Source organism: Streptomyces cucumeris (assembly GCF_024295805.1).
Classification (GTDB): domain Bacteria; phylum Actinomycetota; class Actinomycetes; order Streptomycetales; family Streptomycetaceae; genus Streptomyces; species Streptomyces cucumeris.
In genome coordinates this window covers 290,066-303,447 of the sequence record NZ_JANCLX010000004.1, presented here as the reverse complement: position 1 = coordinate 303,447, position 13,382 = coordinate 290,066, and the positions used below count along the sequence as shown (strand labels likewise).

Genomic DNA, 13,382 nt, shown 5'->3' with positions numbered 1-13,382 from the left:
GTCGGTGGAACGGATACACAGGTCCTGTGTGCCGACCAGACTTCCCGGCGCGCCTCTTCATCTTGTCGCGTTCTTGACGCGACCGACCCCAACTTTAACCCGGATGCGCGAGGGGCGCCCCCGTCGGCCGGGGACGCCCCTGGAGAGTGCGCCGGTCTGGAGCCGGTGCGCGGATCCGGCCGCTCAGTCCTCGCTGGGCGCGGACGGCAGCTTGCTCTGGATCAACTCCATGACGGAGGAGTCGGTGAGCGTGGTGACATCGCCCAGGGCACGGTTCTCGGCGACATCGCGCAGCAGACGGCGCATGATCTTGCCGGAGCGGGTCTTGGGCAGCTCGGCCACCGGGAGGATCCGCTTGGGCTTGGCGATCGGGCCGAGCTGCTTGGCGACATGCGCCCGCAACTCCTCGACCAGACCCTCGTCCTCGGCCGCGCCACCGCGCAGGATGACGAAGGCGCAGATGGCCTGGGTGGTCTGCGGGTCCGTCGCGCCAACCACCGCGGCCTCGGCGACCTTCGGGTGGGAGACGAGCGCCGACTCGACCTCGGTGGTGGAGATGTTGTGGCCGGACACCAGCATCACGTCGTCGACCCGGCCGAGCAGCCAGATGTCGCCGTCGTCGTCCTTCTTGGCACCGTCGCCCGCGAAGTAGCGGTTCTCGAAGCGGGCCCAGTAGGTGTCCAGGTAGCGCTGGTCGTCGCCCCAGATCGTGCGGAGCATGGACGGCCACGGCTCGGTGAGCACCAGATAGCCGCCCGCCCCGTTCGGCACCTCGTTGGCCTCGTCGTCGACGACGGTGGCGGAGATGCCCGGGAGCGGGATCTGCGCCGAACCGGGTTTGGTGGTGGTGACGCCCGGCAGGGGTGTGATCATCATGCCGCCGGTCTCGGTCTGCCACCAGGTGTCCACCACGGGCGTCCGGTCCCCGCCGATGTGCTTGCGGTACCAGACCCATGCCTCGGGGTTGATCGGCTCGCCGACCGAGCCGAGGATCCGCAGTGACGACAGGTCGAACTTGGCCGGGATGTCGTCGCCCCACTTCATACAGGCGCGGATCGCGGTCGGGGCGGTGTACAGGATGCTGACCCCGTACTTCTGGACGATCTCCCACCAGCGGCCCTGGTGCGGGGTGTCCGGGGTGCCCTCGTAGAGCACTTCGGTGGCGCCGTTGGAGAGCGGGCCGTAGACGATGTACGAGTGGCCGGTGACCCAGCCGACGTCCGCCGTGCACCAGTAGACGTCCGACTCCGGCTTGAGGTCGAAGACGGCGTGGTGGGTGTAGGAGATCTGGGTGAGATAGCCGCCGGTGGTGTGCAGGATGCCCTTCGGCTTACCGGTCGTGCCCGAGGTGTAGAGGATGAAGAGCGGGTGCTCGGCGTCGAACGCCTCGGGAGTGTGCTGCTCCGGCTGGCGGTCCACGATCTCGTGCCACCACACATCGCGGCCCTCGTGCCACTCCATGTCCTGGCCGGTGCGCCGGACGACCAGCACACTGCGCACGTCCTCGGTGCCGGGACGGGTCAGCGCCTCGTCGACGGCGGGCTTGAGCGCGGAGGGCTTGCCGCGGCGGTAGCCGCCGTCGGAGGTGATGACGACGCGGGCGTCGGCGTCCTTGATCCGGGTGGCGAGGGCGTCGGCCGAGAAGCCGCCGAAGACCACCGAGTGCGGGGCGCCGATACGGGCGCAGGCGAGCATCGCGACGACGGTCTCGGGGATCATCGGCATGTAGATGGCGACCCGGTCGCCCGTCTGGACCCCCAACTCGGTGAGGGCGTGTGCCGCTTGGGAGACCTCGCGCTGGAGGTCCGCGTAGGTCAGGGAACGGGTGTCGCCGGGCTCCCCCTCGAAGTGGAGCGCGACGCGGTCGCCCAGGCCGTTCTCGACATGGCGGTCCACGCAGTTGTACGCGACGTTGAGCTTGCCGTCGGCGAACCACTTCGCGAACGGCGGGTTGGACCAGTCGAGTGTCTCGTTCGGCTCGGTCGCCCAGGTCAGCCGACGGGCCTGCTCGGCCCAGAAGCCCAGGCGGTCCGCCTTCGCCCGCTCATACGCCTCAGCGGTGACATTGGCGTTGGCGGCAAGCTCGGCGGGCGGCGCGAAGCGACGCTCCTCCCGAAGAAGGTTGGCCAGGCTTTCGTTACTCACGACATCTCCCATTCCCAGGGTGTCCGTTGTGTCCAGGGCCTTAGCTCATCAGCCCGCGGTGCACCCTGACAAGGGTTGTTGACCAAAATTGGTTTAGACCTATAGTGCGTTGTTGATCACTTCACGCCCAACGCGTCGGGGACGGCCTCGCGAGGGGCGCCGTCGGTGTCCGTCTCCATACAGGCGGTGGCCACCGGCGCGCCGTCGACCGGCCGGACCGCACGGAACCGTCCTGACCCGCCGTCCAGTACATACGCCTGGGCCTCTGCCACATGGAAGTACATCCCGTGCAGGGTCAGCCCGCCCTCAGCCGCCCGCCGGGCGACACATGGGTGCGACCGGAGATGGTCGAGTTGCTGCATCACATTGATCAGCGCGAGCCGCTCCAGGTCATCGGCGACCGGCCGGTCGGCCAGGGCGACCTCGCCACGGCCCAGCCGTCCGATCCGCGCCATCCGGGCCAGCCCGGGACGAGCGTGGCGCAGCCAGCGCACCAGTGGAGTCTGCCCGGGGGAGCCGTCGGCCGCACCCCCTGAGATCCGCGCCGCGGCTGGCTCCTCGGGGGCGGTGGCGGGTGTGGACGCGTCGGCGGCCTCGGGTCGGTCAGGAGCCGGTGCCGACGATCGTGCCGGAGCCGCTGCCGCTCTCGGTGCCGGTGCCGGTGTCGCTTCCGGTGTCGCTTCCGGTGTCGGCCCCGGCGCCAGTGCCGGTTCCTGGGGTGACGCGGACGCGTCCAGCAGCGCCTGCATCGCCCCGCATCCGGAGTGGCCGCACACCGTGATGCTGCTGACTTTCAGCACCTCCACCGCGTACTCGATCGCCGCGCCCACCGAATCGCAGGAGCCATCGGTGCCCGGTGGCGGCACCAGATTGCCGACATTGCGCACGGTGAACAGATCGCCGGGCCCACTGGAGGTGATCATGCTGGTCACCAGACGGGAGTCGGCGCAGGTGAGGAAGAGCTGACCGGGCCGCTGTCCCTCCCGCGCCAGCCGAGCCAGCTCGTCGCGCACCAGCGGTGCGGTGTTGCGCTGGAACGCGCTCACCCCGCCGAGCAGTTGGCCGCCGCCATGTCTGCCACCCGGGCCTTCCGTCGCACCGGGGTGGGTGCACCGGTGGTGCCGCCACGGCACCCATGGCCGACAGCCATGGGTGCCCGACGGCTCCGCGCGAGCCCGCCCCGCCCCGCCGTCAGGGAGGGGCTGGCCATCACGGACGGTCTGCCGATGACCGGCGGTGTCGCGGTGTGTGCCGCCGTCCCGCCCCCGGCGCAGGGGAAGGCCGCCGAGCAGCACGGCGACAGCGCCGCCGCCGACGGAGGCCATCAGCCCGGCCTCGAGCGGGGCTCCGGCGGCCAGTGCGATACCCGAAGCGAGAGGAACGGCGATCAGGAAGACGGCGATCGAGACGGCGAACGCCTTGTGGCGTGCGCCCCGGTCTCTCCGAGCGCCCCGGTCGTCCCGGTCGCTCCAGTCGTCCCGGTCGCGCCGGTCCAAGAACTTCACCATTCCCGTCCTCTCCGGTTCTCGCCGGGCTGTGTGGTCGCGGAGGCAACGCGGCGTCGAGGGCACAGCGCCGAGGCGCTTCTTCAAATCCCAAGCGTTGGTAAATGAATGGTAATGCTGAGTAAAGTCGGCGGGAAGCATTTTGCGGTCGACTGTGCCGATATTCCATCTATCGGGTGAATAGTCATTTGAAATGCCTTGTCATGCTCTGTCTTTTTCTCGGTCCGTGCGAGGTTGGCTCCCATCCGGCCGGAGCTCCCGGGGCAAGGGAGACAAGAGGGACGAGGTGGCGGTATGAGGGTCAGGAGAAACGTCACTGCATGGCTCGCCGTCATGGCGGCGCTCGCGGCGCTGGCCAACTGCTCGGGGGACTCCGGAGACGGGGAGAACGCCGCGGGCAGCGGAGGGCCCAACGATCGGGAACGCCCGCAGAAGGGCCCCGCCGTGCCGGAGCACCCGGACCACGCCGGAAAGGTGCTCCGCCTCATCGGCGACGGCTCGACCGCCTACACCGGCCCGCAGCCGAACCGGTTCAAGACCGAGACGCTCCAGCCCGGCAAGAAGCCACCGCAGTTCGTCGTCTTCTCGTGGGACGGTGCGGGTCAGGACGAGCAGAAGCTGTTCTCCCACTTCCGCGAGGTCGGGAAGAAGTACGGCGCGACGATGACCTACTTCCTCAGCGGCGTCTACATGCTGCCCAACGAGAAGCGGGACCTCTACGATCCGCCGAGGCATCCTCGCGGCACCTCGTCCATCGGCTTCAACGACGTCGAGGGCATCCGGGACACCGTGGAGCAGCTGCGGGGCGCCTGGCTGGACGGCAACGAGATCGGCACCCACTTCAACGGCCACTTCTGCGGTCCCGACGACGGTGTCGGGACCTGGACGCCGGACGAGTGGATGAGCGAGACCCGGCAGGCCGAGCTGTTCGTGAAGAACTGGAAGACCAACACCGGCCTGGAGGACGAGGAACCGCTGCCCTTCGACTATGAGAAGGAGCTCGTCGGTGGCCGCGCCCCGTGCCTGGAGGGACAGAAGAACCTCCTGCGGGCCGCGAAGGAGATGGGCTGGCGCTACGACGCGAGCTCCGTCGGCGGTCTCCAGGTGTGGCCGCGCAAGATCGATGGAATCTGGGACTTCCCGCTCCAGCAGATCCCGGTTCCGGGCCGCTCGTTCGAGACCCTTTCGATGGACTACAACTTCCTGGCCAACCAGTCGGGTTCCTCGACCAACGGCAAGAAGTCCAAGCGCGCCGGCTGGGGCCGCCAGATGCGCGACGGTCTGCTCGCCGCCTTCGACCGGGCCTACGAGGGCAATCGCGCACCGCTCTTCATCGGCAACCACTTCGAGTCCTGGAACGGCGGGACCTACATGCGCGCCGTCGAGGAGGTCATCAAGGAGGTCTGCCCGCGCGAAGGCGTCTACTGCGTGTCGTTCAAGCAGCTGGCCGACTGGCTGGACGCGCAGAACCCCATGGTCCTGGAGAAGTTGCGACAGGTGGACGTCGGACAGCGGCCGGAGGGTGGCTGGAAGAGCTACCTGGCCGCCGAGCCGACCTTCCCGCGCTCGGCCGCCCCGGCCGAGCGGGAACGGGACGACGATCACGGGCGCAAGGGCCACCGGGACCGCGAGGACGAACCCAGGCGCAACGACCGGCCGGGCCGCGAGGACAGCCCCCGCCGGGAGGAGGACTCCGACCGGCGGGAGGGTTCCGACGGGGAAGGGGGGCGCGACCGGGACGACAGCCCCCGCCGGAACTCCGGCGGAGGCGAGCGGGAGGACACGGAGCGGGAGTACGGCTCCGGCCGGGAGGACGGCTCCGAGCGGAGCCAGGCTCCCGACCGGGAGGGCCCGTCCGAGCGTGACGAAGAGCCTGGGGCCTACCGGGAATCCGACCACTACCAGGATTCCGACCGCTACGAGGAGCCGGACGGATACCAGGAGCCGGACGGATACCAGGAGTCCGAGCGCTACGGCGATTCCGACGGCGCCGATGACTCCGACGGCCAGGAATCGGACCGCGCACTGGGGTATGACGAGGACGAATCGGCTAGGCGGGAGCAGGAGTAGCCGCGGCCGCGCCCCTGGCGAACTCATCGAGCGCGAAGGCGGGGTCCACCTGGGCGGCCAGGTCGGCCCCCGTCTTCGCGTTGCCCCAACTCTGCGCGTTCTTCAGATGGAAGTGGACCATCTGACGGGTGTACCGCTGCCAGTCGCGCCGGCCGTAGGAGGCGTCCACCGCAGCATGGAGCGTCCGCAGCGCCACGCGGTTCGGCTCCTCCAACTCCTCGAAGCGGGCCGGGCGGCCCTTCTCCATCGCCCGGACCCAGTCGGAGTGGCCTACGGTCACCAGCAGGTCATCGCCCACTTCGGCGCGCAGGAAGGCGAGGTCTTCGGGACCCTGCACCTTGTTGCCCACCACGCGCAGCGCCACGTCGAAGTCCCGGGCGTACTCCTTGTACTGGCGGTAGACGGCGATGCCCTTGCGGGTGGGCTCGGCGACCAGGAACGTCATGTCGAAGCGGGTGAACAGACCGGAGGCGAAGGAGTCGCTGCCCGCGGTCATGTCGACCACGACGAACTCCCCCCTGCCGTCGACGAGATGGTTGAGGCACAGCTCGACCGCGCCGACCTTGGAGTGGTAGCAGGCGACACCGAGGTCGGACTCGGTGAAGGGGCCGGTCGCCATCAGCCGCACCGCCCCGTCGCCGAGCCGGACGGTCCGGGCGCATGCGTCATAGACCGGATTGTCCTCGTCGATCCGCAGTAACCGCGATCCCTCACCGGGCGGTGTTGTCTTGATCATGGTGTCGGCAGAGGTGATCCGGGGATTCTCGCCGCGCAAGTAGTCCTTGATCAGAGGTAGATGGGCGCCCATGGCGGGCAGTGCGGCGGCCTCCGTCTCGTCGAGGCCGAGCGCCGCGCCCAGGTGCTGGTTGATATCGGCATCGACGGCGACGACAGGGGCACGGGTGGCGGCGAGATGGCGGATGAACAGCGACGACAGCGTGGTCTTCCCGCTGCCACCCTTGCCTACGAAAGCGATCTTCATGTTCACCTAGCGTAGGTGAGTGATCCTCTTCGATGAGGGATTTACGTGAAGAAGACCACTCCAACGAGGGGCGTCCGGCGGTGGGTGCGTAGGGTCGTACTCATGAGTACGACAGATCCGCTCGCCGCCCTGGCCGCGCTGCCCGGCGTGGCCGAGTCCGTGGACGCCGTGCGTACGGCCGTGGACCGGGTCTACGGCCATCGTGTGATGCGCCGCCGCAGCAACGAGGTCACCTCCGAGGCCGCACTGCGCGGAGCGCGTGGCTCCGCGGCGCTGGCCGGAGCGGACTGGGCGCTGGAAGAGGTGCGCCGCCGCACCGACTTCGGCGACGCGGGTGAACCGCACCTGGTGGGCGCGGCCCTGCGGCTGACCGCCGAGGCGGGGCAGCTGCTGAGCGTGTGGCGCCAGTCGCCGCTGCGGGTGCTGGCGCGGCTGCACCTGGTCGCTGCAGGGGGGACCGGCACCGATGACACGGTGGGCCGCCCGCGTCAGGCGGGTGAGCGGGTGGACGAGCCGCTGATCGGTCCCGAGCCGCCGGGCGCGGACGAGGTCGCGGGGCGGCTCGACGGGCTGGCGCGGCTGGTGCTCGCGGGGACCGAGGCCCCGGCGCTGGTCACGGCGGCCGTGGTGCACGGTGAACTGCTCGCGCTGCGGCCCTTCGTCTCCTGCAACGGTCTGGTGGCGCGAGCGGCCGAGCGGATCGTGCTGGTCGGCAGTGGGCTGGATCCGAAGTCGATCTGCCCCGCCGAGGTGGGGCACGCCGAGCAGGGGGCCGCGTCGTATGTGGCGGCGCTGGAGGGCTATGTGTCCGGGACGCCGGAGGGGATGGCGGCGTGGATCGCGCACTGCGGGCGGGCGGTTGAACTCGGGGTGCGGGAGAGCACGGCGGTGTGCGAGGCGCTTCAGCGCGGCGCGGCCTGACGGTGCGGCCTGGCGGCGAGCCTCCGGCGGCCGGGCTGCGGAGGCCACGGTGGTCTGACGACCGCTCTGCGGGAGCCTCCGGTGACGGGGTCGGGTGGCGCCCGAACGGCGCGGGACCGGGGTGGAGTTGGGCCCCGACACAGAGTTGCGGCGGTACCACGAGGGTACCGCCGCTGGCACGTCCGCCGGGTTACCATGCGTGCACAAATATTTGCCCATCAGGCCGGGATCTTTGCCCGTTACCTGGTGCGGCTGGCCCGTAATCGACGGGTCGGCGTCGCGTGGGTGCCCGACATTCGTGCTCGGTCCGTGGGGCCTTGGTGCGTCTGGGGGTTTCCTCCCGGATCCCCTGGTCTCGCGGGCCGTCGATTCCTTTTTACTCCTGCGAGCGGCCAAGTGGAACCCCCTGCCGCAGATCTTTGCTATTGCTCTCAAATCCGGGCATACAGTGCGCGGCGCCGGTTGGCGTACCAGACCAGGCCCGCGGTGGCGGCGGCCGCGCCCACCGCGGCGACCACGGCCAGCACCGGGCGCGGTGGCATCGAGAGTGAGGGGAGCCGCTGCTTCAGCCGGACGGGGCGGTTGAAGGAGAGCACCGGCCAGCCGCGGGCCGCCGCCTCGCGGCGCAGGGCGCGGTCCGGGTTCACCGCGTGGGGGTGGCCTACCGATTCCAGCATCGGCAGATCGGTGGCCGAATCGCTGTAGGCGTAGCAGCGCGAGAGGTCGTATCCCTCGGACTCGGCGAGCCCGGCGATTGCCTCGGCCTTGGTCGGACCGTAGGCGTAGTACTCCACTTCGCCGGTGAACACCCCGTCCTCGACGACCATACGGGTGGCCACCACGCGGTCCGCACCGAGCAGCTCGCCGATCGGCTCCACGACCTCGGCCCCCGAGGTGCTGACGATCACCACATCGCGCCCGGCGGTGTGATGGGCCTCGATCAGCGAGGCGGCCTCGTCGTAGATGATGGGGTCGATCAGATCGTGCAGGGTCTCCGCGACGATCTCCTTCACCTGCTGGACATTCCAGCCGCGGCACATCGCCGAGAGGTACTCGCGCGTCCGCTCCATCTGCTCGTGATCGGCCCCGCCGGCGAGGAAGACGAACTGCGTATAGGCGGTGCGCAGTGCGGCCCGGCGGCTGATCAGACCACCCTTGTAGAAGGACTTGCTGAAGGTGAGCGTGCTCGACTTCGCAATGACCGTCTTGTCCAGGTCAAAGAAGGCGGCTGTCCGAGGCAAGGAGTGGTTTTCCACGACGCCGAGCATAGGGCCCACCATTCGGCGTAAGCTGAGGCGCGTGGGTTTGCCTGAGAAGGCTCTCGGGTACACCATGGAAGTCACGGATCGTTCGCGACCGTGCTAACCCGGCCCGACTCCTCCCCCCCCCGAGTCGGCCGTGGGGACGACCCCCGCTCTCCCCCCCGGCGGGGGTCGTCGCATGTCCGGACGCTTTTTCGGGTGTTCTCATCAGATCGCGCCCTCTCCTGTGGCTCCTGGTGACCCGTCCTCCCCACCAGCCTGAACGGTAACCGTGCGTAATCGCTAGGCTGCTCTCTGGAAGTCACTGGTTTAGGTGACTGGGATATTCACAACTGCTGAGTTGTCCACAGTTTTGGACCAAGATCCCCAAGATTTTCTGGATCGCCGCATCGTGATTCTCCGAGAAGTTCGCGCTCGCCGTTAGCGGCAGTGAGAGCGCGTAACGGATATGCGGAGGGGATCGTGGCTGCATCCATCACACCGGAACGACCGGCGGAGACTGAAGAACAGCGCAACGGACCGCTGATCGTCACCGAGGACGAGGAACTTCTCGACGATCTGCTGCGGTTGTGCGCGGCGGCGGGAGCCGAACCGGAAGTGGCGCACGGGGCGCCCACGCGCAGTGGCAGTTGGGAGGGCGCGCCGCTGATCCTCGTCGGGGACGACGCCGCCGCCCGGCTGCGGGGCCGCACCCGCCGGGAGGGAGTCCTCCTCATCGGGCGAGACCTCGACGACCACGGCATCTGGCGGAGGGCCGTCGATCTCGGCGCGGACCACGTCGCGTTCCTGCCCGATGCCGAGACCTGGCTGGTGGACCGGATCGCCGATGTCGCCGAGGGAGTGGGGCGGCAGGCACTGACCGTCGGGGTCATCGGCGGGCGCGGTGGCGCGGGTGCCTCGACCCTCGCCTGCGCGCTGGCGGTCACCGCCGCCCGCGCGGGGCGCCGCACCATGCTCATCGACGGTGATCCGCTGGGTGGCGGGCTGGATGTGCTGCTGGGCGGTGAGGGCGCCGAGGGTCTGCGATGGCCCGCCTTCGCCGAATCGAGGGGCCGGGTCGCAGGCGGCGCGCTGGAGGAGTCACTGCCCGAGCTGCACTCCTTACGGGTGCTCAGCTGGGACCGCGGGGACGCGGTCGTCATCCCCGCCTCCGCGATGCGTGCCGTGCTGGCCGCGGCCAGGCGACGGGGCGGAGTCGTGGTGGTGGACCTGCCCCGCAGGATCGACGACGCCACGGCGGAGGCGCTGGCCCAGATCGACCTCGGGCTGCTGGTGGTCCCCTCGGAGCTGCGCGCCGTGGCGGCCTCCCACCGGGTGGCGTCCACGGTCGGGATGGTGCTGCGCGATCTGCGCGCGGTGGTGCGTGGCCCGTGCGGACCCGAGCTCGACGACGAGGAGATCGCGGGGCTGCTCGGGCTGCCGCTGGCCGGTCAACTCCCGCCGGAGCCGGGGCTGTCGGCAGCCCTGGACGACGGGGAGCCTCCGGGAGGCAGCGCGCGGGGACCGTTGAGCCGGTTCTGCACCGAATTCTGGGAGCGTGCGCTGGCCGGTGAAGGGGGTGTGCCCGCATGAGCGCCGCGTCGACGGGGCTGCTGGACGCCGTGCGGCTGCGGCTCGCCGAAAGCGGAGCCGACCCCACACCCGCCCGGGTGGCGGCGGCCCTGCGCGAGGAGGGGCGGCTGCTCGGGGACACCGAGGTGCTCGGAGTGGTCGCGGCCCTACGCTCCGAACTGGTCGGCACCGGCCCGCTGGAGCCGCTGCTCGCCGCGCCCGACGTCACCGATGTCCTCGTCACCGCGCCCGACGAGGTCTGGGTGGACCGGGGTTCGGGGCTGGAGCGCACGGCGGTGACCTTCGCCGACGCGGCCGCCGTGCGCAGACTGGCCCAGCGGCTCGCCGCGGTGGCCGGGCGGCGGCTGGACGACGCCCGGCCCTGGGTGGACGCCCGGCTGCCGGACGGGACGCGGCTGCACGCCGTGCTGCCGCCGGTGGCCGTCGGTTCGACCTGTCTCTCGCTGCGGGTGGTGCGTCCGCGGGCGTTCTCCCTCGATGAGCTGGTGGCCGCCCGGACGGTGCCGCCCGGCGGCGCCGGTCTGCTGCGGGCGATGCTGGACGCCCGGCTGTCCTTCCTGGTCAGCGGTGGCACCGGGTCGGGCAAGACCACCTTGCTTTCCACCCTGCTGGGACTGGTCGCGCCGAACGAGCGGATCGTTCTCGCCGAGGACTCGGCCGAGCTGAGGCCCGACCATCCGCATGTGGTCCGGCTGGAGACCCGGCCCGCCAATCAGGAGGGCCGCGGCCAGGTCACCCTGCGGGACCTGGTGCGCCAGGCCCTGCGGATGCGCCCGGACCGGCTGGTGGTGGGGGAGGTGCGGGGCCCCGAGGTGACCGATCTCCTCGGCGCCCTGAACACGGGCCACGAGGGCGGCTGCGGCACCGTCCACGCCAATACCGCCGGGGACGTTCCGGCGCGGCTGGAGGCGCTCGGTTCGAGCGCGGGCCTGGACCGGGCCGCGCTGCACAGCCAGCTCGCCGCGGCCCTGTCGGTCGTGGTCCATCTGGTGCGGGACCGGGGCGGGCGGCGCAGGATCGCCGAGCTGCATGTGCTCGACCGGGACCGGGCGGGCTACGTCACGACCGTGCCCGCGGCCCTGTGGGGCCCGCACGGCTTCGAACGGACCGAAGGCTGGCAGCGGCTCCGGAGCCGCTGTGAACGGGGCGGAGGTGCCGTATGACGGGCGCGGGAGCGGACCGCGGGGCGATGGCCCTGTCCGTCGCGCTGCTGTGCGCCGGAGCGGCGGTGTGGCTGTTCGCCAGACGGGACCGGGAGCTGCGCCGCGCCAGGCTGCTGTTCGCGGGTGGCGGCGCCGCCGCATCCGCGATTCCCGCCGCACCGGATCCGGCGCGGAGGCTGACCGAGGCCGCGGCCGGGGTGCGGGAGCGATGGCGGGTCCGCTACGGCGGACGGATGGGCCGTGAGCTCCTGTGCCTGCCCGCCGGGGGCGTGGTCGCACTGCTGGGCGCGTCGGTTCTGCCCCTGCTCCTCGCGGCGGCGGCCGTACCGGTCGTCGGCCGGTGGCTGCGCCGCCGCGAGCACAGCCGGGATTGCGAGCGGCATGCCGCCGGGGTGATCGAGCTGTGTTCGGCGGTGGCGGGCGAGCTGCGCGCCGGGCGGCAGCCCGGGGAGGCGCTGCTCGCCGTGGCACCGAGCGATCTCGGGGAGCGGTGGGGGCTGGTGGCAGCCGCCGCCCGGTTCGGTGGTGATGTGCCCGACGCGCTGCGCAGAGCCGCCCGCACACCGGGGGCCGAGGGACTGACCGGAGTGGCCGCCTGCTGGCAGGTGGCGGTCGACGAGGGGGCGGGCCTGGCGGCCGGGCTCGACCGGGTGGCGGCGGCGCTGCGCGCCGAGCGCGACCAGCGCGATGATCTGCGCGCCAAGTTGGCCGGGCCCAGAGCCACCGCGATGGCCCTGGCCGGGCTGCCCCTCGTCGGGTTGGTCCTGGGCAGCGCGCTGGGCGCCGATCCGCTGTACGTCCTGCTGCACACCCCGGCAGGCCTCGGCTGTCTGGTGCTGGGCGGGCTGCTGGAGTGGGCGGGGCTGTTCTGGACCGGTCGGCTGGTGCGTTCGGCGCTGGCCTCTTCCGGGAGCCGTGGCCGATGAGCGCGGATGTTGTCCACAGGCTGGGGATGGCGCTGTCCGTCGTGGCGGCCGTCCTGTGCACGGTGATGGCCGCGCTCGAATCCCGCCGGGCGCGTGCCGTCCGGCGGCGGCTGGCGGCCCTGCTGCCGGGCTGCGATGCCGGACCGCCGAAGCGGCCCCGGCCGTGGGAGCGCCTGCGCGCCGCGGTGGGTGAGGGGGCGGGCCTTGCCTGGGCGGCCTCCTTCGGGGCACTGCTGGCCGGACCGGTCATGGTCGGGGGACCCACGGGATGGGTGCTGGGGATCGCCGCCGCGTATGGCGTCCGGCGCTGGCAGCGGCGCCGCCGGGCCATGGGCGCCTCATCCTGCCGCGACCGATGCGCCGAGACCGCCGCGGCACGGCAGATTCCCCTGGCGGCCGATCTGCTGACCGCCTGTCTGGCGGCCGGAGCGGGGCCGCGCCGGGCGGCGGAGGCGGTGGGCACCTCACTGGGCGGGCCGGTCGGTGAGCGGCTGGCCCGGACCGCGGCGGAGCTGCGGCTGGGAGGTGAACCGGCCGCCGCCTGGGGCCGGATGGGCGCCCTGCCCGGAGCGCAGGGGCTCGCCCGCGCCTTGGAACGTGCCGGGACCACGGGCGCACCGGCCGTGGAGCCGGTCTCCCGGGTAGCCGCCGAATGCCGCGCCGAACAGACCCGGGAGGCGCTGAAACGGGCCGACCGCACCGCTGTACGGGCCACCGCGCCCCTCACGGTCTGTTTTCTGCCCGCATATCTGCTGATCGGCCTGGCCCCGGTGATGGTCGGGCTGGCCGGCGGGCTGATGGGCCGCGGCTGAGTCCGGTTCCGGACGGCGGCCCGG

General features: G+C 71.4%; 9 protein-coding genes and 1 pseudogene. 6 read left to right on the top strand and 4 right to left on the bottom strand.

Annotated elements, in window-relative coordinates:
- Nucleotides 1–183: 183 nt before the first annotated feature.
- Both acs and NMK44_RS08255 read right to left on the bottom strand, forming a co-directional pair.
- A complete protein-coding gene (gene acs, locus NMK44_RS08260) occupies nt 184–2,145 on the bottom strand; it encodes an acetate--CoA ligase (RefSeq protein ID WP_254739930.1) in 1,962 nt (653 codons plus the stop codon).
- Between the two features lie 116 nt (nt 2,146–2,261).
- Nucleotides 2,262–3,374 (bottom strand): annotated as a pseudogene (locus NMK44_RS08255) (carbonic anhydrase); the annotation flags it as partial.
- A 570-nt stretch (nt 3,375–3,944) separates the two neighbouring features.
- Here NMK44_RS08255 and NMK44_RS08250 point away from each other — a divergent pair.
- Complete coding sequence (locus tag NMK44_RS08250) at nt 3,945–5,720, top strand: hypothetical protein (protein WP_374215249.1); 1,776 nt, start codon at nt 3,945–3,947, stop codon at nt 5,718–5,720.
- Here the strand turns inward: NMK44_RS08250 and NMK44_RS08245 are convergent.
- Entirely contained in the window at nt 5,701–6,702 is a 1,002-nt protein-coding gene (locus NMK44_RS08245; RefSeq protein ID WP_254739928.1) for an ATP-binding protein, read from the bottom strand. The two genes, NMK44_RS08250 and NMK44_RS08245, sit on opposite strands and share 20 nt — an antisense overlap.
- A 102-nt stretch (nt 6,703–6,804) precedes the next feature.
- Between NMK44_RS08245 and NMK44_RS08240 the strand changes: the two genes are divergently transcribed.
- Nucleotides 6,805–7,623 (top strand): Fic family protein, encoded by an 819-nt coding sequence (locus tag NMK44_RS08240; RefSeq protein ID WP_254739926.1) that lies wholly within the window; start codon nt 6,805–6,807, stop codon nt 7,621–7,623.
- Nucleotides 7,624–8,054: 431 nt separating this feature from the next.
- On the opposite strand, the gene NMK44_RS08235 is transcribed toward NMK44_RS08240, so the two are convergent.
- The gene (locus tag NMK44_RS08235; protein WP_254739924.1) at nt 8,055–8,891 is read right to left on the bottom strand and encodes an HAD family hydrolase; all 837 of its coding nucleotides are present in this window, start codon (nt 8,889–8,891) and stop codon (nt 8,055–8,057) included.
- A 456-nt stretch (nt 8,892–9,347) separates the two neighbouring features.
- On the opposite strand from NMK44_RS08235, the gene ssd reads away from it, so the two are divergent.
- The 4 genes from ssd to NMK44_RS08215 are packed head-to-tail and all read left to right on the top strand — an operon-like array spanning nt 9,348 to nt 13,358.
- Nucleotides 9,348–10,457, top strand: coding sequence for a septum site-determining protein Ssd (gene ssd / locus NMK44_RS08230; protein WP_254739922.1), 1,110 nt, complete (start codon nt 9,348–9,350; stop codon nt 10,455–10,457).
- Nucleotides 10,454–11,620, top strand: coding sequence for a TadA family conjugal transfer-associated ATPase (locus NMK44_RS08225; RefSeq protein WP_254739920.1), 1,167 nt, complete (start codon nt 10,454–10,456; stop codon nt 11,618–11,620). Before ssd ends, NMK44_RS08225 begins: the two co-directional genes overlap by 4 nt.
- On the top strand, nt 11,617–12,546 hold the full coding sequence (locus NMK44_RS08220) for a type II secretion system F family protein (RefSeq protein ID WP_254739918.1): 930 nt from the start codon (nt 11,617–11,619) through the stop codon (nt 12,544–12,546). The genes NMK44_RS08225 and NMK44_RS08220 overlap by 4 nt, the downstream gene beginning before the upstream one ends.
- A complete protein-coding gene (locus NMK44_RS08215) occupies nt 12,543–13,358 on the top strand; it encodes a type II secretion system F family protein (RefSeq protein ID WP_254739916.1) in 816 nt (271 codons plus the stop codon). The genes NMK44_RS08220 and NMK44_RS08215 overlap by 4 nt, the downstream gene beginning before the upstream one ends.
- Nucleotides 13,359–13,382: the final 24 nt, after the last annotated feature.